The sequence below is a fragment of the Streptomonospora sediminis genome (assembly GCF_054778995.1).
Genome location: NZ_BAAGYZ010000005.1, coordinates 445,846 through 466,888, shown reverse-complemented (window position 1 = coordinate 466,888; position 21,043 = coordinate 445,846). Strand labels below are relative to the sequence as shown.

The 21,043-nt window shown below is 71.1% G+C and carries 19 protein-coding genes; 10 read left to right on the top strand and 9 right to left on the bottom strand.

The features are described 5' to 3' along the window. Nucleotides 1-184: 184 nt before the first annotated feature. From serB to ACYVD5_RS02695, 4 genes are all read right to left on the bottom strand, one after another. On the bottom strand, nt 185-1,441 hold the full coding sequence (serB, locus tag ACYVD5_RS02710) for a phosphoserine phosphatase SerB (RefSeq protein WP_460999238.1): 1,257 nt from the start codon (nt 1,439-1,441) through the stop codon (nt 185-187). A gap of 112 nt (nt 1,442-1,553) precedes the next feature. After that, nucleotides 1,554-2,174 carry a DUF1707 SHOCT-like domain-containing protein gene (locus ACYVD5_RS02705; protein ID WP_460999237.1) on the bottom strand — a complete coding sequence of 207 codons (621 nt, stop codon included), beginning with the start codon at nt 2,172-2,174 and terminating at the stop codon, nt 1,554-1,556. A gap of 63 nt (nt 2,175-2,237) precedes the next feature. Continuing rightward, nucleotides 2,238-2,930, bottom strand: coding sequence for a DUF1707 SHOCT-like domain-containing protein (locus ACYVD5_RS02700; RefSeq protein ID WP_460999236.1), 693 nt, complete (start codon nt 2,928-2,930; stop codon nt 2,238-2,240). Between the two features lie 100 nt (nt 2,931-3,030). Next, complete coding sequence (locus tag ACYVD5_RS02695; protein WP_460999235.1) at nt 3,031-3,801, bottom strand: hypothetical protein; 771 nt, start codon at nt 3,799-3,801, stop codon at nt 3,031-3,033. A 277-nt stretch (nt 3,802-4,078) separates the two neighbouring features. Between ACYVD5_RS02695 and ACYVD5_RS02690 the strand changes: the two genes are divergently transcribed. Continuing rightward, nucleotides 4,079-4,864, top strand: coding sequence for an ABC transporter ATP-binding protein (locus tag ACYVD5_RS02690; RefSeq protein WP_460999261.1), 786 nt, complete (start codon nt 4,079-4,081; stop codon nt 4,862-4,864). A 329-nt stretch (nt 4,865-5,193) separates the two neighbouring features. Continuing rightward, nucleotides 5,194-6,213, top strand: coding sequence for an SPFH domain-containing protein (locus ACYVD5_RS02685; RefSeq protein WP_460999234.1), 1,020 nt, complete (start codon nt 5,194-5,196; stop codon nt 6,211-6,213). Between the two features lie 362 nt (nt 6,214-6,575). Here ACYVD5_RS02685 and ACYVD5_RS02680 read toward each other — a convergent pair whose 3' ends face one another. Then, the gene (locus ACYVD5_RS02680) at nt 6,576-6,929 is read right to left on the bottom strand and encodes a WhiB family transcriptional regulator (RefSeq protein ID WP_460999233.1); all 354 of its coding nucleotides are present in this window, start codon (nt 6,927-6,929) and stop codon (nt 6,576-6,578) included. A 594-nt stretch (nt 6,930-7,523) separates the two neighbouring features. Between ACYVD5_RS02680 and ACYVD5_RS02675 the strand changes: the two genes are divergently transcribed. Beyond that, nucleotides 7,524-8,288: a sulfite exporter TauE/SafE family protein gene (locus ACYVD5_RS02675; RefSeq protein ID WP_460999232.1), complete on the top strand. Its 765-nt coding sequence runs from the start codon at nt 7,524-7,526 to the stop codon at nt 8,286-8,288. 24 nt (nt 8,289-8,312) lie between these two features. Here ACYVD5_RS02675 and ACYVD5_RS02670 read toward each other — a convergent pair whose 3' ends face one another. Then, nucleotides 8,313-8,939 (bottom strand): HD domain-containing protein, encoded by a 627-nt coding sequence (locus tag ACYVD5_RS02670; protein ID WP_460999231.1) that lies wholly within the window; start codon nt 8,937-8,939, stop codon nt 8,313-8,315. A 141-nt stretch (nt 8,940-9,080) separates the two neighbouring features. On the opposite strand from ACYVD5_RS02670, the gene ACYVD5_RS02665 reads away from it, so the two are divergent. Further along, nucleotides 9,081-10,448, top strand: a complete 1,368-nt coding sequence (locus ACYVD5_RS02665) for an FAD-dependent oxidoreductase (RefSeq protein ID WP_460999230.1) — start codon at nt 9,081-9,083, stop codon at nt 10,446-10,448. 73 nt (nt 10,449-10,521) lie between these two features. Here the strand turns inward: ACYVD5_RS02665 and ACYVD5_RS02660 are convergent, their stop codons facing one another. Then, nucleotides 10,522-11,415 (bottom strand): alpha/beta hydrolase, encoded by an 894-nt coding sequence (locus tag ACYVD5_RS02660; RefSeq protein WP_460999229.1) that lies wholly within the window; start codon nt 11,413-11,415, stop codon nt 10,522-10,524. A gap of 93 nt (nt 11,416-11,508) precedes the next feature. Then, the gene (locus tag ACYVD5_RS02655) at nt 11,509-12,075 is read right to left on the bottom strand and encodes a TetR/AcrR family transcriptional regulator (RefSeq protein WP_460999260.1); all 567 of its coding nucleotides are present in this window, start codon (nt 12,073-12,075) and stop codon (nt 11,509-11,511) included. Between the two features lie 391 nt (nt 12,076-12,466). On the opposite strand from ACYVD5_RS02655, the gene add reads away from it, so the two are divergent. Continuing rightward, nucleotides 12,467-13,504, top strand: coding sequence for an adenosine deaminase (gene add / locus ACYVD5_RS02650; protein ID WP_460999228.1), 1,038 nt, complete (start codon nt 12,467-12,469; stop codon nt 13,502-13,504). Between the two features lie 35 nt (nt 13,505-13,539). On the opposite strand, the gene ACYVD5_RS02645 is transcribed toward add, so the two are convergent. Continuing rightward, nucleotides 13,540-14,691 (bottom strand): CapA family protein, encoded by a 1,152-nt coding sequence (locus tag ACYVD5_RS02645; RefSeq protein ID WP_460999227.1) that lies wholly within the window; start codon nt 14,689-14,691, stop codon nt 13,540-13,542. Between the two features lie 308 nt (nt 14,692-14,999). Between ACYVD5_RS02645 and ACYVD5_RS02640 the strand changes: the two genes are divergently transcribed. From ACYVD5_RS02640 to ACYVD5_RS02620, 5 genes are all read left to right on the top strand, one after another. Beyond that, nucleotides 15,000-15,461, top strand: a complete 462-nt coding sequence (locus tag ACYVD5_RS02640) for a Fur family transcriptional regulator (RefSeq protein WP_460999226.1) — start codon at nt 15,000-15,002, stop codon at nt 15,459-15,461. Between the two features lie 103 nt (nt 15,462-15,564). After that, nucleotides 15,565-17,013 carry a catalase gene (locus ACYVD5_RS02635; RefSeq protein WP_460999225.1) on the top strand — a complete coding sequence of 483 codons (1,449 nt, stop codon included), beginning with the start codon at nt 15,565-15,567 and terminating at the stop codon, nt 17,011-17,013. An 844-nt stretch (nt 17,014-17,857) separates the two neighbouring features. Then, entirely contained in the window at nt 17,858-18,979 is a 1,122-nt protein-coding gene (locus ACYVD5_RS02630; RefSeq protein ID WP_460999224.1) for a chaplin family protein, read from the top strand. A gap of 185 nt (nt 18,980-19,164) precedes the next feature. Continuing rightward, entirely contained in the window at nt 19,165-20,043 is an 879-nt protein-coding gene (locus tag ACYVD5_RS02625) for an SURF1 family cytochrome oxidase biogenesis protein (RefSeq protein WP_460999223.1), read from the top strand. A gap of 67 nt (nt 20,044-20,110) precedes the next feature. Next, nucleotides 20,111-20,941, top strand: coding sequence for a class I SAM-dependent methyltransferase (locus ACYVD5_RS02620; protein WP_460999222.1), 831 nt, complete (start codon nt 20,111-20,113; stop codon nt 20,939-20,941). The last annotated feature ends 102 nt before the right edge of the window (nt 20,942-21,043 follow it).

Here is a 21,043-nt window from a genome sequence, read left to right as displayed (position 1 = left end):
CCGCCGCATTTTTTCTGAAATTTGGGGGTGGGTCCTTTGGGGCCCGCCCCCTTTTTTTTATGCCCGGGAACGGGTGCCGATGACGGACGTACTGGCGCCATTGGATGTCGCAACGTCCCGCTGAGCATGCGGAAATGCCTGGATCCGGCGCCGGATCCAGGCATTTCCGCATGCTCGTTGCCGCTTAGCCGGTGCGGCCGGCCTCGTGCAGGTCGCTCAGGTCATCCAGATCGTCCTGCCGGTCCGCGGCCTCCACCTCCTCCCGGGAGATTCCCAGGAGGTAGACGATGGTGTCGAGGTAGGGGACGCTCACCGAAGTGTCGGCCTGCTCGCGCACGACGGGCTTGGCGTTGAACGCCACGCCCAGGCCGGCTGTCTGCAGCATGTCCAGGTCGTTGGCGCCGTCGCCGATCGCCACGGTCTGGCTCAGCGGCACGCCCGCCTCTACGGCGAAGCGGCGCAGTGCCTCGGACTTGCCCTTGCGGTCGACGATCGGGCCCACCAGCGCGCCGGTGAGCTTGCCGTCGACGATCTCCAGAGTGTTGGCCATCGAGTAGTCGAGGCCCAACCGTTCCACCAGGACGTCGGTGACCTGGGCGAAACCGCCGCTGACGATCGCGCACTCGTAGCCGAGCCGTTTGAGGGTGCGCACCAGGGTGCGGGCGCCGGGGGCGAGCACCAGTTGTTCGCGCACCGCATCGACCGCGGATGCGTCGAGTCCCTTGAGCAGGGACACCCGGCGGCGCAGGGAATCTTCGAAGTCGAGCTCGCCGCGCATGGCCTCTTCGGTCACGCGGGCGACCTCCTCGGCGCAGCCCGCGTGTTCGGCGAGGAGCTCGATCACCTCGCCCTGGATGAGCGTGGAGTCGACGTCCATCACGATCAGGTGTTTGCCGCGACGGTGCAGGCCGCTGGGCTGCAGCGCCACGTCGACCGACTGGGTCGCGGCTTCCATGGACAGATCTGCGCGCAGCCGCTCGGGCTCGGCGCCGGAGATGTCCAGCTCGATGGAGGTGACGGGGTAGCTGGCGAGCCGCTCGATGCGGTCGATGTTGGCGCCGGAGCGGGCGACGCAGGAGGCGATCGCGCCGAGGGCACCGGGGCGTAGCGGGTCGGCCAGTATGGTCACGTGGAGCTGCTCGGCGGATGCCGCGCCGACGCGTCCGTTGCCGTTGGAGAACTCGACGTCCATGTCGAGGTCGATGCAGGTCTTGTCGACGGCACTGCGGATTTCAGTGAATACGCGGTCGTGGCTGACACCGGGGGCGACACCTTCGTCGACCGAGAGCAGCGCGCCGAGAACGAGGCGGCCTCCCACGACGACCTGTTCGAGGTCGACGAGGGTTACCGGGAACACGGACAGGGTGCTGAGCAGCCGGGCGCTGATGCCCGGGCGGTCGCGGCCGGTCACCGTTACCAGGAGCGTGGTGTGATCATTCATGGCGCTCACCACGGTACTCGCCCGACTTTTCGGACAGTTGGGCAGGGCCGCACCCCCGCGAAGGGGGTTCATCACGTCGTCACCGTCCGGTCGGCGGGCCGGTGCGCGGGCGTTACCGGTCCTTCTTCCGCTTGCGCTTGGGGCGCTTCGCCTTGACTTCGATACCGCCGAGCATGCAGGTACCCGTAAGCCGGATAACGGGATGATTCGGATCGGACACCGCGTCCGTGCCGTGCAGGTTGGCCCCACCGAGGATCCCCGATGTGTTGTTCACCACACGTACCCCGTGGGGGACGGTGATCTCCAGGCCGCCCATCACGACAGCGCACTGGATGGTCACCTCGCGCTGCGACAGCACGGCGTCGCGCAGGTCCAGGTCAACGCCGCCGCACAGCACGGAAACGTTGGTGCGCGGCTCGACCAGCCAGCGTCCCTTGCGCTCGGCCCCGCCGAACACCGCGACGATGTTCTCCCGGCCGACGCTCTGGGCCGCCATCCGCCGCGCCTCCTCCGTGGAGACCGACACCCCGCTTTCGGGCGATCCGCTTCCGCCCGACTCGGGTAGGTCGTGGGTGATCTGCGAGAGTTCACCGACGGTCTTCGCGCGGTAGACGGCATCGAGCCGGTCCTCGTGCTCGACCTGTGTCAGCCGCCCCTCGGCGACGGCTTCGCGAAGGCGCTCCGACACGCGGTCGCGGTCGGCGTCGGAGGCGCGGATGTGTTCGGGTTCCATGGCGGGTGGCCGTCCCTCTGCTGTCATGGTCTGCTGCGTTCGCGGGGGTTCGAGCGCGGCCGCTCAGTGGCTGCGCCCGCGCTCGGCCGCGTTGAGCTTGCCGGGCTCGCTGGGCGTGTTGAGCTCCCTGGACTCTGCGGTCTGGATCTCGACCGCGGAGAGCCAGGATTTCCCCGTCACCACTACGGTAGGCCCGCCGGGTGCCGCGCCGCCGCCGGTCGTGTTGGCGGTACTGGCCGCAACGCCGGCGACGCGGCTGACAACGTTCACCCCCGGCGGCACGACGAGTTTCAACGCGCCGAGCAGGAGCGTGACCCGCACGGTGACCTCGTGCTGGGAGAGTACCGCCGACCTCATGTCGAGCTCGGTGGCTCCCAGAACCGTTGCGACGTTGGTGCGCGGCTCGACCAGCCAGCGCCCCTTGCGCACGGCCGCCGCCAGCACCGAGCGGATGTTCTCCGTGCCGTTGGGCGCGCGCACCATTCCACCGGTATCGCCGTGCGGACCGGCGGGTGCCGGCCCGGCCCCGGCAGCCGCATCCGGCAGGTCGGCGGTCAGCGGCGCGAGTTCGCCGAGGGTGCGTGCGGCGTAGGCGGCGTCCGTGCGGTCGCTGTGCTCTTCCTGGCTGATCCGCCCCTCGGCCAGCGCGGCGCCGAGGATGTCGGCGGCGCGGTCGCGGTCGGCATCGGATGCCCGCAGAGCGGCGCGGTGGGTGTCGGCGCGGTTCCCGGCGGGTGCGTGAGCCGTCTCGTTCATGTTCCGAGTATCGGTGCCGGCCCCCGCCGCGCGGATCCGGAAACACCCCTGGCTTTCCCCTGATGAATCCAGGGCCCGCCCCGGGGACCGCTGGGTGCGATCACCCTGCGGCGGCGCCGTAGGCGGCGACGCGTGCCCGGCGCACCGCGCTGTCGAGCGTGCGCAGCGCCTCGCGGCGGGACTGCATCTGCCCGGAGCTGAGGCCGCGCCCCTCGTCGTTGCCCGCCAGGCGGACGACGACCGCCAGCCGGTCGGCCTGGGCTGCCAGCCCATGCGCGCGCTGGGGGTGGCCCGGCGCGAGGCCGGGGGTGGGTGCGCGGCCGGTGTCGCGCAGGTCGGCCAGCGCCTTGGTGACTTCCGGGCCCCATGTGGAGATGTCGTCGACCTGGCCGAAAAGTGCCGCCGATTCGCGGATGGCCGCCTGGAGCCGGTGTTCGGCGTCGGCCAGCGGCACGGGTTCGGGGTCGGTGTCCGCCGCCGGATAGGGCGTCCAGGCAACGCCTACGTAGGAGGAGCCGCGCCGGTCCTCGCGGGGCACCAGCCCGACCTGGCGGTTTTCCAGCCGCACCAGTACGGCTTCGCGCGCATCGATGGCGGCCTTGTTCAGTTCGGGCTCGCCGACCAGGCCCAGCGGGTCGCCGGGGACGGGCAGGCACAGCCGGAAGGAGGTGAGCCCGTGCGAGCGGAGCCGGGCCAGCGCTGTGCGCAGCGGTGCGCCGGCCTCGAATGGCAGGCCCTCGCCGACGGTGTCGACGACATGGGGTCCGGTACCCTGCTCGACCGCGTCGACGGCGTCGTCGAGCCCGGCCCGCCCGGCCAGCCAGGCGTTGCCCCACGCGACGAGCTGGGCGGAGGAGAGTTCTTGCAGCATCGGTTCAGCTTAGATCGGCTGGGAGCGTGTTCGGCCCGGCGTGGTGGAACCGGGGACGTCGGACCCGGCCCGGACCGACCGGGTCGAAACGGCACTCCCTTAGCCCTCTCGGGCCGGCCCCGCTTGCCGCCCTACCCCCGGGTGCACCGGTCGTTCGGCCGGGGTTCGGGGAGCGGGCGGCGATCGGTGTCCAGTAGGTTCGCATCGGCGGCTGCGGGCGCGGCCGCCGAGCGGTGGACGTGCGGCTCGACCCCAGAGTATGACGACGGAGAGTGCGATGAACGGCCAGGTGCTGCGCTTGAGCGGCGTGACGGTGCGCCGCGGCGAGGCGGAACTGCTGCGCGATGTGGATTGGACCGTCGAGGAGGACGAGCGCTGGGTGGTGCTCGGCCCCAACGGTGCCGGCAAGACGTCGCTGCTCAGCGTCGCCGCCGCGCAGTTGGGGCCGGACTCGGGAACCGCGGAGGTCCTCGGCGAGGATCTGGCCGGCGCCGACACCACCGAGATCCGCAGCATGGTTGGGTTCGCCGGTTCGGCGGTGGCCAACCGGATCCCCGATTCGATGCCGGTGCTGGATCTGGTGGTCAGTGCCTCTTACGGCTACCTGGGCCGCTTCGGTGAGGAGTACGGCACGGTCGACTACGGGCGCGGACGCGCGCTGCTGGCGCGCTGGGGAGTGGGGCACCTTGCCGAGCGCCGGTTCGGCACCCTGTCGGAAGGCGAGCGCAAGAGGGTGCTCATCGCCCGCGCGCTGATGGCCGACCCCGAACTGCTGCTGCTGGACGAGCCTGCCGCCGGCCTGGACCTGGGTGGGCGCGAGGATCTGCTGGGGCGGCTGGCCGTCCTGGCGGGCGACCTCGAAGCCCCGGCCCTGGCGATCGTCTCGCACCACGTCGAGGAGATCCCGCCGGGGTTCACCCATGTGCTGATGATGCGCGGCGGCGCCGTGACCGCCGCCGGGCCGCTGGAGTACGCCATGACCCAGGAGAACCTGAGCGAGACCTTCGGGATGACGCTGAAGGTGGAGCGCGACGGCGAGCGGTGGAGCGCCCGGGCGGTGTGAGCGCGCGCTCGGCTTGCGGCGGCGGGCCGCCGGGCAGCGGGACGGCGCCTGCGATCGGGCATTGGGGATGGCCCTAATACATATATCCGGACGCCCGTAATCGGCGGGGCTGTCCGCATGTGGCCAGGTGGCCGCGGTTTGGTCCGAGATCACCGGACTGCTGCGGGGACGCGCGCGCACAGCCGTCCTATGATCGCCGCGTGTGTGCGGTATCCGAGCCGTCCGCGCACACCGGTCGCGGTGCACCGGCCGCGGTGTTCCGGCGACTGTGCAGTGCCGCCTGTTGTCCCCCGACCTGTGCCCCCGACAGGAGAGCCGGAGCCGCCCTGATGGGAACCATCGTCATCATCCTGCTGATCTTCGTGGCCATCCTGGCAGTGGTCGGCTGGCGCAGCGTCCGCATAGTCCCGCAGGCCATGTACTACGTCGTGGAGCGGTTCGGCGGCTACCACCGCACGCTCAAATCGGGGTTCAACATCGTGGTGCCCTTTGTCGACCAGGTCCGCGAGCGCATCGACATGCGCGTCCAGGTGTTCACCTTTCCGCCGCAGCCCGCGATCACCCAGGACAACCTGTCGGTCAACGTCGACACGGCCGTCTACATCCGGGTCACCGACCCCTACAACGCCACCTACCGGGTGGCGAGCTACAGCCAGGCGGTCGAGGAGCTCGCCTCGGCGACCCTGCGCAACGTCGTGGGCGGGATGGACCTGGAGCAGACCCTGACCTCGCGCGACGAGATCAACAGCGAGCTGCGCGCGGTGCTGGACGACGCCACCTCCGAATGGGGGATCGAGGTCAGCCGGGTCGAGCTGAAGTCCATCGAGCCGCCGGAGTCGGTCCAGGAGGCCATGGAGAAGCAGATGCGCGCCGACCGCGACAAGCGCGCCGAGATCCTCAATGCCGAGGGGCAGAAGCAGTCGGCGATTCTGCGGGCCGAAGGCGAGCAGTCGGCCGCCGTGCTCAGCGCCCAGGGTGCCGCGGACGCCGAGAAGGTGCGCGCGAAGGCCGAGGCCGAGGCGATGACCGTGCGCGCCCGCGGCGAGGCCGACGCGATCACCATGCTGGCCAAGGCGCTGAAGACCGGCGAGGTCAGCCAGGAGGTACTGGCCTACCAGTACCTGCAGAAGCTGCCCGAGATCGCCCAGGGCGACGCCAACAAGCTGTGGATCGTGCCCAGCGAGATGGGCAGAGCGCTGGAAGGCATCGGCAGCCTGTTCGAGGGTGCCCGCGGTGCTGCGGGCACCGCGGGTGCGGCCGGCGCATCCCGCGAGGCGGTACCGCCCGAGGCAAGGGACCCGAAAGCCGACTCCAGCGGGAAGATCGCGAACCACCGGCTGCAGGGCTGATCCGAGCCGACCGACCCGAGCCGACCCGAGCCGGTCCGCGCTGGGCGGCGCCCTAGACGCCCTGGACGCGCTCGGCGCTGGGGGCCACCGGGGCCGATGGCCCCGCATGGCCCCGCAGATGCCCGTGAGCGCCCATGAGGGCTCGCAGGCGCCCGCGGCCCGCCCGCTGCGGGCGCGCGGCCGTTGCCTGCGCTCTGGTGCCCGCTCATGCGGCGCACACCCCTGCGGCGCCCGCGGCGTGGGTAGGTGTAGCGCACACGCCGGGCCGCGCCTTCGCGGGGACATGCTGCGAAGGCGCGGCCCGGCAAGCCGGGCTCAGTACGGCGGCCGGAGGGGCCGCCGGAACGGCCGCAGCGCCGGGATCAGGGTTCGGTCTCGGCGTAGACTTCGGCGGCCAGTTCGGCGTCCTGGCACCGGCCCTCGCCCGGTGCCGCCGGGTTCCGTTCCTCGTAGCGGGCCCGTGCCGCGGTCAGCAGATCCCACCACGAGGTGACATCAGGACGGCGGCGCAGCAGCGCGCGGCGTTCGCGTTCGGTCATCCCTCCCCAGACGCCGAACTCGATGCGTCCGTCCAATGCCTCGGCCAGGCACTCGGTGCGCACCGGGCAGCCGCGGCAAATCAGTTTGGCGCGGTTCTGCGCGGCACCCTGAACGAACAGTGCGTCGGGATCGACCTCGCGGCACAGTGCGCGGGTCGCCATTTCTGCAGTCCACATGTTGCCCCACTCCCAAGATCAGCATGTGTGTTGTTTGCGCCGGCGGGCGCGGTCGCCGGCGGGTTGGGGTGAAGGGGGACATCGGCCGGGAACAAGCCCGCTCGCTGGTCCGGACAGGGGGTCGGTTCTTCGCGGCGGGCCGGGGTTTCGGCTCGCTGTGTCCTTCCTCACCGCTGAGGTCGAAACTACGGACCGGCAGAGACGACCGACAGGCCCCATTGGGCCCATTTCTGATATAGCCCGAGTGGGCCATAGCCAACGGGACCAGGAGTCGCAAGGCGGGTACCCGGTGTCATCGGCGGCGGGTGCGGAGGGCGTGTCCAGCGGCGGCCCGGTGCGCGGGCGCAGCGGCTGGAGCGGCGAATGTGACGCAGGGCGCTCCGGGGCGGCATGCGCGCACTGCGCCGACCTGCGTAGACTGTATGCAGCGGGTCTTGGTTCGGTCGATCTGGTTGACCTGGCCGATCCGGTCGGTTCACCGGCCGGCAAGCGGTCCGCGCGGCGTGCGGAGCCGGTGTTCGCCAGTGCGCTCCCGCCGATAACCGTCCGGATGTTCGCACCGATGTGCGCAATACGTGCCGTTGAAAGGTGTCCATGAGTCTGTGGGAGGCGCTCGCCGTGCTGGCGGCGGGAATCGGCGCCGGCGGCATCAACGCCGTGGTCGGCTCCGGGACCCTGCTCACGTTCCCCGTGCTGCTGGCCTTCGGCTACGCCCCGGTGACCGCTTCGATCTCCAACAGCATCGGCCTGGCACCGGGCACGCTCACCGGTACCTTCGGTTACCGGCGCGAGCTGCGCGGCCAGGGCCGCCGGGTGCTGCGCCTGGCCGCGATGTCGTGCCTGGGTGCCCTCACCGGCGGCGTGCTGCTGCTCAACCTGCCGTCAGAGGTCTTCGAGCGGGTCGTGCCGGTGCTCATCGGGCTGGCCTGCGTGCTCATCATCGTCCAGCCGCGCCTGGCCAAGTGGGTGCGCAACCGCAACAGCGGCCGGGAGCGTTCGGGCGGCGGGCCGCTGCTGCCGCTGGGCGTCTACGCCGCCGGCACCTACGGCGGCTACTTCGCGGCCGCGCAGGGCATCGTACTCATCAGCGTCCTCGGCACCGCGCTGGACGAGGACATGCAGCGGATCAACGCGCTGAAGAACGCGCTCGCCGCCACCGTGAACGCGACCGCCGCGGTCTTCTACATCACCTTCGGCGATCCCGCCTGGCCGGTGGTGGCGCTCATCGCCGGCGGATCGGTCATCGGCGGCTACGCCGGCGCGTGGCTGGGCCGCCGGCTCAAGCCGTTCGCGCTGCGGGGGCTGATCGTGGCGGTCGGGCTGACCGCGGTGGTCCAGCTCGTGCTGGAACAGCTCTGACCCGACCGCCCGCCTGGGCCGGTCCTACCCCGCAGCCAGGTACCCGCGGCGCTCGGCGTCCTCGATCAGTGCCACGGCATAGGACCCCAGCGCCTCCGACCCCTCCGAGATGGTCTTCACCCGCTCGGCCACCTGCGAACGGGTGACACCGTGGCGCACCCAGGTACCGCCCTCGGTGTGCCAATTGGCGAGCATCGGCGCGAGGCGGTCGATGGCCTTGGCGAAACGCGCCTCAGCGGTTGCGCGCCCCTCGAACTCGTCCCACAGCTCCCGTGTCCGCTCCGCCTGGTCCGCGGGCAGCAGCGCAAAGATACGGTCGGCGGCGGCACGTTCCCGCTCGGCCTGAGTGTCGGCCGCCTGCGGGTCGTAGATGAACGTATCGCCGGCGTCGATCTCGACGATGTCGTGCAGCACCAGCATTTCCACGACCCGGTCGATGTCGGTACCCGCCGGCGCGTACTCGGCGAACACGCGGGCGGCCAGGGCCAGGTGCCAGGAGTGTTCCGCATCGTTCTCGCGGCGCGAGCCGTCCACCAGCATGTTGCGCCGCAGGATGCGCTTCAGCTTGTCGGTTTCCAGAATGAACCGGAGCTGGGACGTGAGCCGTTCGTGATCGACGCCGCTGGCAAACACCGGTGCCGGTTCCGTCACGTAAGTCGCCCTCCTAGCACACACAATGAATCGTCACGTTGAAACCAGGGAGTTCCCGGCCGCCACGGGGATGATGATCCCATGCAACGGGGGCCGGCTGACGCCGGAGCGTCCGACAGAGGAGACTGCATGGAGCGGCGAATGAACGCACGGCCACGACTTATCGTCATCGGCGGCGACGCGGCGGGGATGAGCGCCGCCTCGCAGGCCCGGCGGCTGCGCGGCGCCGAGGATCTGGAGATCCTCGCCCTGGAGCGCGGACCCCACACATCGTACTCGGCATGCGGAATCCCCTATCTGGTCGGCAAAACCGTATCGAGTCCCGGCGAACTCGTGTCGCGCGACCCCGAGACATTCCGCCGCGACTTCGGTATCGACGTGCGCACATCGGTAGAGGTCGAAGGGATCGACCTGGACCGGCGCACGGTCACCGCACGCGCAGCAGGCGGAGGTGCGCGCGAGGAACCCTTCGACGAGCTCATGGTCGCCACCGGCGCGGTGCCGGTGCGCCCCGACCTGCCGGGAATGGACGCCCCGGGCGTGTTCGGCGTGCAGACGCTCTCCGACGGCATCGCGGTGCGCGAGTTCGTCGACACCGCCGGTCCGCAGACCGCGGTCGTGGTCGGCGGCGGCTACATCGGCCTGGAGATGGCCGAGGCGTTCGTGCAGCGGGGCATGGAGGTGCACCTGGTCGAAGCGGCGGCCGAGCCCATGGGCACCCTCGACCCGGACATGGGCCGGCTGGTGCGCGACGCCCTGGTGGGCATGGACGTCCGCGTGCACCTGGGCGAACCGGTCACCGGCATCGAGACCGGCCCTGGCGGCCAGGGGGTGCGCGCGGTGGTCTCCTCGCGGGCGCGCTACCCCGCCGACGTGGTCGTGCTGGGCCTGGGGGTGCGGCCCAACAGCGGTCTCGCGCGCGGCGCGGGTATCGACATCGGCCCCACCGGGGGTATCGCGGTCGATGCCCGGATGCGCACCTCGGCCGAAGGCGTGTGGGCGGCCGGCGACTGCGTGCAGAGCCTGCACCGCGTCTCGCAGGGACCTGTTGCCATCGCCCTGGGCACCCACGCCAACAAACAGGGCCGGGTGGCGGGCACCAACATCGGCGGCGGCTACGCCCGGTTCGGCGGCGTGCTGGGCACGGCCATCAGCAAGGTCTGCGGCTTGGAGGTGGCGCGCACCGGGCTGAACGAGGCCGAGGCCGAGCAGGCCGGATTCGCGTTCGAGACCGCCACCCTGGAGTCCACCACCCGGGCCGGCTACTACCCCGGCGCCGCGACGATGACGCTGAAGATGCTGGCCGAGCGCCGCTCCGGCCGGCTGCTGGGCGCCCAGATCGTCGGCTGGGAGAACGCGGGCAAGCGGATCGACGTGCTGGCCACCGCGTTGTGGAACGGCATGGCGGTCGAGGACATCGCCGCCATGGACCTGGGCTACGCGCCGCCGTTCTCGCCGGTGTGGGACCCGGTGCTGATCACCGCGCGCAAACTCGCCGAGCGGATGTGACACCCCCGGTGCCCCTGGCGCCCCTGATGCCCCCGGCGGCGCCGTGCCGCCGCGTGCCGCCGGCGGCGGGCGCTCAGGACAGCCGGACGGTCGCCTCGGCCGCATCGGCAGGCCCCGCCGCTTTCATGTGCGTGTGGAACCACTCGACCAGGGCGCGGTCGGCCAGGACGTTGCCGGGAGCGGGCGGGCCCGGCTGCAGCCCCGGCTCGGGTCCCATGGTGTGGGCGAGGTCGGGGATCTCGATGTGGCGCAGCGCCTGCGCGGGGTATCCCGCCTCGATCAGGGTGTCGTGCAGGGCCCGGCCCCGCTCGGGCGCGATGACATCGTCCTGCTGGCCGGCGGCGATCAGCAGCGGCGGCTGGGGCCGGCGGGCGGCGAGGTCGCCGGCGCGGGTGGTGAAGTCCAGCCAGGCGGCGACCTCGCGCGAGGTGTCGTTCCAGGCGTAGGGGATGCCCAACCGCCGCTCGCGGGCCGCCAGCACCGCCCGCGGCTCGATGACCGGGTTGACGACCCCGGCGGCGGCGATCGGCAGCCGGCTCTCGGCGAGGGCCAGCAGCGCGGCCGCGCCGCCCGCGCCCACACCCATCAGGCCGAGCGGGGAGTCGGCGACCGGGAACTGCTCGCGCAGGTCGGCCACCGCCCGGGAGAGCTCGGCCGCGGCCTGCTCGACGACGGGGCCGTAGAGCTCGATCAGGTAGTCGGCCTGCCCGCGGCGGTTCACCTCGGCGACACCGCCTTCTGGCAGCCGCGCCCCGAACATCGGCAACCCGAGGTAGAACCGCCAGGCGGGCAGCGAAGCCAGCGGCAGGGTGCCCGCCAGCGCGGTCTCGCTGCGGGGCGGCTCGAACGCGTGCAGGGCGACGACCATGGGAGCCGGGCCGGCGGTGACCGCGGGCGGCACGGCGACATAGGGGATTCCCGCCGCCGTTCCCATGGTCGGCTGAGTAGGGGTGCTGTCGGCTCGCACTGGAGGATCCTCCTGTAGTTCGGACGCCGAAAGCCGTCTAGTGGCGATCTCGACCGACCTCATTCGTGCTGAGAGTGCATGTCGCAGCCTAGTTCAGCCGAAGTGATTGCCGAGGTAGTTCCGCAACAGGAGCTTGGCCTCCTCGATCAGCCGGGGATCGCCATCGGCGTCGCTGCGGAACGCCAGCTTGAGTACCGCATCGGCGGCCTCGACGGCCACCAGCACCGCCCGGTCGACCTCCTCGCTTTCGCCGGCCCCGCCAATGGAGGTGAGGAGCAGGCGGATCCGGGTGGCGATCACCCGGTTGTTCTCGGAGCCGGAGTCGAGCAGCCTGGTGTCGACCGTGTCCCCGAAGTGCAGGCTGCGGAACCCGGGGACGGTGCGGTGCATCGCAAGATACTCGTCGATGATGACATCGGCCGCCTGGGTCCAGTGCTCGCGGGTGCCTTCAGCGAGGCGCTCGCGTAACCGGGCGGTGAACATGTCGAGATAGCGCAGGCCCAGAGCCTGCGTGATCGCCTTCTTATCGGGGAAGAACTGATACACCGACCCGATCGCCACGCCCGCGCGTTCGGCGATCCGGGTGGTCGACAGCTCGCTGTAGCCGCCCTCGTCGAGCAGTTCGGCGCAGGCGTCGAGCATGCGCTGCACGCGCACCATGCTGCGCTGCTGCGCCGGCAGCCGGCGCAGCGGGGCGCGGGCCAGTGACGCACTTGCGGCCGTGTCGGCACCTGCGCGGTGGCAGCCGCCGGCGCCCGTGCCGCCGGTCTCGGTCCCGGCGGCGGGTCGGCCGGGCTCTGCGGGTTCGTCGCCTCCTGTGGGCGGCGTGCGGGTCGCGCTCCCTGTTGAAGTAGTCATCACGCCCCCTCTGACTGTGCCCCGTGTCCGGTCGGTTCCCATTGAACGGCGGGAACGGGGCCGTGATCGGCAGTCTGACCGCATACGGCCACCTGCCGCGCGCGGAGGCGGATCGCACGGGATTGCACGGATCGCTGTCAGAAGCGACCCGCCGGACTTGGTACGGAGCCTGAGGCTGAGTACCGTCGCCGGAATGGACCTCCCAACGCCCGCCTCCGACATCGAGGCGTTCATCCGAGAACTCCCCAAGGTCGAACTCCACGTGCACCTGGAAGGCTCCATGCAGCCGGCCACGCTGCTGGAGCTGGCCCGCAAACACGGCGTCACCGGTGTTCCCGGGTCCCTGGAGGAAGTCGGCGACTGGTACGCCTTCCGGGATTTCCCGCACTTTATCGAGGTCTACCTCACCTCCATGCAGGCACTCGCCGACGAGGAGGACTTCGCGCTGCTGACCGCCGACGTAGCAGCCCGGCTGGCCGCCCAGAACGTCCGCTACGCCGAAGTGCACGTCAGCCTGTACGCCCACCTGATGCGGGGCGTGCCCGCCCGCGTCGTCTTCGCCGGGATCGAGCAGGCGCGCGCCGACGCCGAGCGCAGGCACGGCATCAGGCTGCGCTGGATCCCCGACTTCCCCGCCGACTACGGGGTGCACACCGGTGAACAGACGCTTGACGCGGTACTGGCCGACGGCCCGGAAAGCGTCATCGGGTTCGGCGTGGGCGGGGTGGAGGTGCCGATGGAGCCGATGGCCGGCCTGTTCGCCCGCGCCCGGGCGGCCGGACTGCACAGCCTGCCGCACGCCGGCGAGCACGGCGGCCCCGAACGCGTGCGCGAGGCGCTGGACCTGCTGAAGGCCGAACGGATCGGCCACGGCATCGACGCAATGCGCGACCCCGGGCTCGTCGCCCGCCTGCGCGACGAGCAGGTGCCGCTGGACGTGTCGCCGACCTCGAACCTGCGCACCGGTGCCATCGGCCGGATCGCGGACCACCCGCTGCCCCGGATGGCGGCGGCCGGGCTGGCCGTGACGCTGAACTCCGACGACCCGCCGATGTTCGGCACCGACTTGACCAACGAGTACCGGACAGCCGCCCAACTGGGGCTGGACCCCCACGGCCTGGCCGGCCTGGCACGCAACGGTGTGGCCGCCTCCTACCTCGAGGAGTCCGACAAGCGGGTGCTGATCGCGGAGATCGACACGGTGCTCGCCGGACACGCGCACACCCTGTAGGCCCGGGGCACCCGCGCGCCCCCGGCAGGCGGGTCCTACCCGGCCGCGTCCGCGCCGCTGCCGCCTTGGCCGCCGCCCTCGGGGGACTGGGTGAGGTCGAGTCCGCACGCGTCATTCATGGCCTGCCACTCCGGCATCTCCTCCTCGGCGGCGGCGCCCTCGTAGACCCGCGGGACGCCGTCTTCGAGCTGCGCCGGCTGCCACTGGTCGCCGACCACCTCGCCGTTCTGGAAGGTGAGGGTGAGCAGCCCGGTTTCGGCGGTGGGCCCGTAGTAGTTGTAGAACCCGAAGTTGCCCAGGCCGTACTGGACAAAGGAGTCGCCCAGGTAGCCGCTCGGCGAGATCTCGTGGGCGTGCCCGCCGACCACGGCGTCGGCGCCGGCGTCGACGAGGTCCTGGGCCAGGTCGGGCGCGTGCGCCTTGGGGCAGTAGTCGCCGACCAGTCCCCAGTGCAGGTAGGTGATAACGGTGTCGGCCTGCTGGGTGGCGGCCGAGACCGCCTCGACCAGCCGGCCGCGCATCTCGTTCTTGGCCGAGGCGAGGCCGGGCTTGTCCTTGCCGGCCGTCCACGCTTCGAGGAGGTGGTCGTCGAGGACGTCGGTGGCGCCGATGACCGCGACCTTGCCGCCGGGTGTGTCGAAGATCTCGGGCGCGTAGGCCTCCTCGGCGTCGAGGCCGGCGCCCATGACGCGGACCCCGGCCTCGTCGGCGTTGGCCAGGGTGTCTTCGAGGCCCTCGACGCCGTAGTCCATGCCGTGGTTGTTGGCCAACGAGGCCACGTCGATGCCGGCCGACGACAGCGCGGTGAAAGCCGGCGCCGGTACGCGGAAGCGGTATCCCCCTCCGGGAGCCGGGGTGCCGCGGTCGGTGACCGGGGTCTCCAGGTTCACCATGGCGACGTCGGCGGTGGTAAGCGGGGTGGAGATCGGTCCCATCGCGGTCTCGGGGTTCTCCTCCAGGCGTCTGCGCATCACGCCCTCGAAGATCACGTCGCCGCCGATGGCCACCGTGATGGGCGGGTTTTCGCCGGCCGTGTCCGCAGCCGGGTCCGCGGCGGCCGCACCCGGGTCGGTGCTTCCGCCGGTGGAGGTGCCGGCCGAGCAGGCGGCCAGCATGGCGAGCGCCGACGCCGCTGCTCCGGCGCGCAGCAGGACGGGAAGTCCGGTGGTGAAGGAGACACGGGCCATATCAAGCTCCAGGTCGAGGCGGCTGCAATGGGGGGCACGGGGCGCCGCCGTGAGCGGGCGCGGCCGCCGGGCCGGTTCCCTGCCGTGCGGCGGGGGGAGCGCGGTTACTCGGGGAGGGCGCGCTGCCACAGGCGGCACGAGTTTACTGTCGCTCCGCGGGTATCCGCGTGCGCGGTGCGCGGGAGAGTTCCCATGGCGTCCGGACGGGGCGGATACCGGGATTAACCCAGGTCAAACGGAAGGTAAGCGTTTAACTGGAATCTCTCGTTTTCTTGAGTCATTCCAGTTTGTGTCCTACAGTGGGGATCATGGACAACGTCGCCGGCGATCTTCGCTCGGCCGGACTCCGGGTCACCGCGGCACGGGTGGCCATCCTTGAGGAGGTCCGGTCCGGCAACCACCTCGACGCCGAACGCATTGCGCGCGGCGTGCGGGGCTCGCTCGGCCACGTCTCGACCCAGGCGGTCTACGACGCGCTGCATGCGCTGACCAAGGCCGGCCTGCTCCGGCGGATCGAGCCCGCGGGATCGCCCGCGCGCTTCGAATCCCGGGTCGGGGACAACCACCACCACCTGGTCTGCCGCATGTGCGGCGAGGTCACCGACATCGACTGCGTGGTCGGCCGGGCTCCCTGCGTGGAGCCCTCTGAGTCGCACGGCTACGCGATCGACGAGGCCGAAGTGGTGTTCTGGGGCGTCTGTCCGCAATGCCAGGCACAGAGTGCGGGATCCGACAGCGGACCGCTCGCGCAGGATCAGGGCGGTCTGTGACTCCCTTGCTCCGCCGCGCCGGCTCCGCCGCGGAATGGCACCGCGAATCCCGGCCTGCGCCGATCCACGAGGCCGCTTTGAGCATTTTCGAAAGGTGCGAGCAGTGAGCGTTCCCTACAGCACGGACGACGCCGGCCACCCGGCGCCCAGCGACGGTCTGTCGCAGTCGGTAGGCCCCAATGGCCCGCTGCTGCTGCAGGACCACTTCCTGATCCAGAAGATGGCCCACTTCAACCGCGAGCGCGTTCCCGAGCGCGTCGTGCACGCCAAGGGCGGCGGCGCCTTCGGCGAGATGGAGATCACCGAGGACGTCAGCCAGTACACCAAGGCCGACCTCTTCCAGAAGGGCAAGAAGACCCCGCTGCTGCTGCGGTTCTCGACCGTGGCCGGCGAGCTGGGCAGCGCCGACAGCCAGCGCGACCCGCGCGGGTTCTCGCTGAAGTTCTACACCGAGCACGGCAACTACGACGTGGTCGGCAACAACACGCCGATCTTCTTCATCCGCGACCCCTCGAAGTTCTCGGACTTCATCCACTCGCAGAAGCGCCGCGCCGACAACCAGCTGCGCGACAACAACATGCAGTGGGACTTCTGGACGCTGAACCCCGAGTCGGCCCACCAGGTCGCGTTCCTGATGACCGACCGCGGCATCCCCAAGACCTGGCGCCACATGAACGGCTACGGCAGCCACACCTTCCTCTGGTACAACGCCGACGGCGAGAAGTTCTGGGTCAAGTACCACTTCAAGACCGACCAGGGCGTCGAGAACCTCACCGCGGGCGAGGGCAAGTCCCTTGAGGCCGCCGACCCCGATGCCCACCGCCGCGACCTGTGGCAGGCCATCGAGCAGGGCGACTACCCGTCCTGGACCGTCAAGGTGCAGATCATGCCCTTCGACGACGCGGCCGACTACCGGTTCAACCCGTTCGACCTCACCAAGGTGTGGCCGCACAGCGACTACCCCGAGATCACCATCGGGAAGTTCACACTGAACCGGAACCCGGCGAACTACTTCGCCGAAATCGAGCAGGCCGCGTTCGAGCCGTCCAACCTGGTTCCCGGCATCGGCACCAGCCCCGACAAGATGCTCCAGGGCCGGCTGTTCTCGTACCCGGACACCCACCGCTACCGGATCGGCCCGAACTACCTGCAGCTGCCGGTCAACCAGCCCAAGTCGGCCACCCGCAGCTACAACTTCGACGGGCCGATGGCCTACTCCAACAACCAGGACCCGGTCTACGCGCCCAACACGGCCGGCGGCCCGGTCTCGGCCAACGAGCTCTACGAGCCCGAGGGCTACCAGATCTCCGGCGAGATCACGCGCTCGGCTTACGAGCTGCACAAGGAGGACGACGACTTCGGCCAGGCGCGGACCCTGTGGGAGTCGGTCCTGACCGAGTCCGAGCGCGCCAACATGGTGAGCAACATCGTCGGGCACGCCTCGGCGCCCGAGGTCACCGGCGACATGAAGAAGCGCGTGGTCGAGTACTGGACCAACATCCACCCCGACCTCGGCGCAGGTGTGGCCAAGGGCCTGGGCGTGCAGTCCTAAGCACTGCGGCCCCGGGCCCGCAGGCTTAAGCACTGCGGCCCCGGTCCTGTGGTCCCGGCCGGTTCTGCTGCCGGGACCGTCCAGGCGGCGGCGCCGAAAGGCGGGGGCGGCGCGTGCGCGCACCGCCCCCGCCCGGCGCCCGGCCCCGGGTGCGGATCCGCGATACCGCCCGGTATTGCGGATCCGCACCCGGGGCTTTTTGCTGTCGGGGCGGATCGCCCTTTGCGGCAATGCGGGGACTCGGGATAAAGACGGTTGTTTTCCGGTGGCCGGTAAGTGCCGATAGTGCAGTGGCGGGTCGTAGCCCGTGCTTTCCAACGGTGTATTCCGTTCGATAGGCGCCTGTCCATTGGTATGCACTCGCGCGTATTGTAGGTGCATAGAAGGCGTAATGTGGAAATGATGGCATTCGTAGTTGTTTGTCGTGTTTGGCGGGTCTTGCGGGGGATATCCGGTGCGGGGGTCCGGCGCCGCGGCCCGGCCGCTCGGCTGCCGGGGTGCCGTCTTCCGGTCGCCGAACAGCGCACACTCCGTTACGTAGTAGTACGAGTTCGCTGCGCCCCCGGATAAGTTGTTTTTTCGGGCGAAACGCATGACAGGCCGATGAAAACTGCTAGCGTGGTCGGACAACGGCGCAGGGAAAACATACCCGCCCTTTTCCGGGGCGGCGCCGTCAGGCTGCCGGTGGCACGAAGACGCCCAATCGCGTGCCCATGTACGGCGACAGCCGATTTCTGCTGTTCCATTCGGCTCGGCGGTTCACTCACCCCGCCTCGGTGACGCCATGCCCCCCAATAACGAACACGCCCTCCGTGTTCGCGTCCGCGAAAGGTCATGCCCGAACATGCGCAAGCGCTTCTACACGTCCTTGTCCGTCTCACTGCTGACCGCCGGCCTGGTCGGCGCGTCCCCGGCGATGGCCTTCGCCGGCCCTGAGACAAGCGGCTCCGGCGGCGTCGCCAGCGGCAACCAGATCAATGTGCCCGCCGACATCAAGGCCGAACTGTGCGGCAACGCCGTCTCGGTCCTGGGCATCTCCTCGGCCGACTGCACCCGCGTCTCCAAGGTGCTCTACGCCGCGAGCGACGCCGGCAAGGACTCGCCGCAGACCGACGGTTCCGGCGGCGTCGCCAGCGGCAACCAGATCAACATCCCGGTCGACGCCGCCCTGGACCTGTGCGGCAACTCCGCGGCAGTGGGCGGGGTCGCCAAGGCCGACTGCACGACCGTCGTCAAGAAGCTGGCCGAGAAGACCGAGGGCGGCGAAGCGCCGCAGACCGACGGTTCCGGCGGCGTTGCCAGCGGCAACCAGATCAACATCCCGGTCGACATCGCGCTGGACGTCTGCGGCAACTCCATCTCGGTGCTGGGCGCGTCCAAGGCCGAGTGCACCACCGTGGTCAACGTCATCGAGAAGTCGCCCGACAACGGCGGCGGCGAAGCGCCGCAGACCGACGGTTCCGGCGGGATCGCCAGCGGCAACCAGGTGAACGTCCCCGTCGACGCGGCCGTCGACATCTGCGGCAACGCGGTCGGGGTGCTGGGCCTCGCCAAGGGCGAGTGCATCGAGCAGATCTCCAACGGCGGCGGACACGACGACGGCGGCGATGACGGCAACGACAAGCCGGACGACGGCGGCCAGGACGAGCCCGGGGACGGCGACGAGCAGAATCCCGGCGGCGACGGCGATGACGGCAACGACAAGCCGGACGGCGGCGAGTCCCCCGCGCCCGAGCCCACCACCGACCCCGCTGCCGACAACACCCCCGACGCCAAGCCGGCGCCCGGCAACGGCGACGACACCAACGCGTCCGGCGGGCTGCCGCTGACCGGCCCGGCCCTGGGCGGCCTGGTCGCCGCGGCCGTTGCCGCGCTGGGTGGCGGCGGCGCCGCCATGTACTTCAGCCGCCGCAAGGCCGCCGCGGCCGGCGCCGACAACGCCTCCGACGAGGGTGCTGAAGACTAGAACAGGCGCCATCGGCGAGTCGGCGCTCTTTGTAGCCGGTTCGCAGGGCGGGCCGCGCGCACCCAGGGGTGTGCGCGGCCCGCCCGCGTTTGCCCTGGGGCGCAGCGGGCCGGCGGTGTAGTGGCTGGTGGGGGCAAGACCGACCCGCTGACCGGCCGCGCCGCGGCTCCTATAGCCTCGAAAACGTGCTCCGTGTCCTGCTTTCTCCGCGCATGCTGGCGTTCCACGCGCTGGTCGTGCTGGTCGTGCCCTCGTTCATCTGGCTGGGGTTCTGGCAGCTGGGCCGCTGGGAGGACAAGTCGGCGGCGGTCGACATGCAGGAGACCAACATGGCGGCCGAGCCCGTCGCCGTCGAGCGGCTCACCGGACCCGGCGAGGACGTCGCCGCCGGCGACCGGTGGCGCCCGGTCACCGCGACCGGGCAGTACGACCCCGAGCACGAGCTGCTCGTGCGCAACCGCACCGGCGACCGCGGTGTCGGCCTGCACGTGCTGACTCCCCTGGTCACCGACGACGGAACGGCGCTGCTGGTCAACCGCGGCTGGATCGAGCAGCCGCCCACGGCGACCAGCAGCCCCGATGTCCCGGCTCCGCCCGAAGGACGGGTCACCGTCACCGGCCGGCTGCAGTTCAGCGAAACCGAGGAGAGCACCGGCATCCGGGTGCGCGGCGGCCTGCCCGAGGACCAGATCATGGTCGTCAACGTCGACCGGATCGCTGCGGACCTCCCCTACCCCGTCTACGGCGGCTACGCCGAACTGACCGAGCAGCGGCCCGAGGGCACCGACCGGCCCGAGGAGGTCTCGCCGCCGGAGTCCAACACGGGTATGAACCTCTCCTACGCGGTGCAGTGGTGGGTGTTCACCGCCATCGCGATCGGCGGCTGGGGCTTCCTGATGCGCCGCGAGGTCATCGAGGCGCGCGGCGGCGGAGGTGGCGAAGGCGGCGGCGAACCCGGTCCGGACGCGCACGAGGCACCGGACGGACCCCCGGACGCCCCAGAGCCCGAACCGGAGCCCGCCGGGCCGGATCCGGAACCCGTACGCTCCGACGCCCGCCTGTAGCAGCGGCCCCGCCCGCAGTGCCCCGCGCCGGCTCGGTAAGCCGGCGAACGGGTGGCAGGATCGGGGCATGACCGACGACCTGGACGCCTCCGACATTCAGCGCGTGACACGGCGCGCGGCCGGACCCGATGAGAGCGCGGCGGCCAACCGCGTGTGGTGGGAGCGCGCCGCCGACGAGTACCAGATCGAACACGGCGCGTTCCTGCGCGACACCGGGTTCATCTGGGGCCCCGAGGGCCTCGACGAAGCCGCCGCCGGACTGCTCGGCCCCCTGGAGCGGCTGCGCGGCGCGCAGGTGCTGGAACTGGGCTGCGGTGCGGGGCAGTGCTCGCGGTGGCTGCGCGCCCAGGGTGTCGAACACGTGGTGGGTGTGGACGTGTCCCGCCGCCAACTCCAGCACGCGCGCCGGATCGACGAGGACACCGGGCTGCGGGTGCCCGCAGCCCAGGCCGATGTCCAGCGCCTGCCGTTCGCCGCGGGCGCCTTCGACCTGGTGTGCTCGGCTTACGGCGGGTTGCCGTTCGTGCCCGACGCGGCGGCGGCCCTGGCCGAGGCGGCGCGGGTGCTGCGCCCGGGCGGGCGGCTGGTGTTCTCAGTGAGCCACCCGTTCCGCTGGTGCTTTCCCGACGACCCCGGCCAGCGGGGCCTCACCGCCGACCAGTCCTATTTCGACCGCCGCGCCTACGTCGAGGAGAACGCCGCCGGCCGGGCCGTCTACGTCGAGCACCACCACACCGCCGGCGACTGGGTCCGCGCGCTGGCAGGCGCGGGTTTTGTGCTGCAGGACCTGGCCGAGCCGGAGTGGCCGGAGGACAACGAGGAGGTGTGGGGCGGCTGGAGCCCGCTGCGCGGCCGCATCCTGCCCGGCACCGCGATCTTCGCCGCCGAACGCCCGTAGTACGGGCCCGCAGCGGCCAACGCCTCTGCGCGGCCGGGAACCGCTGAGCGGCGAGGGCCGCACTTCGGGAGCCGCGCCCGCCCGGTCAGCGGGTCAGCCGGG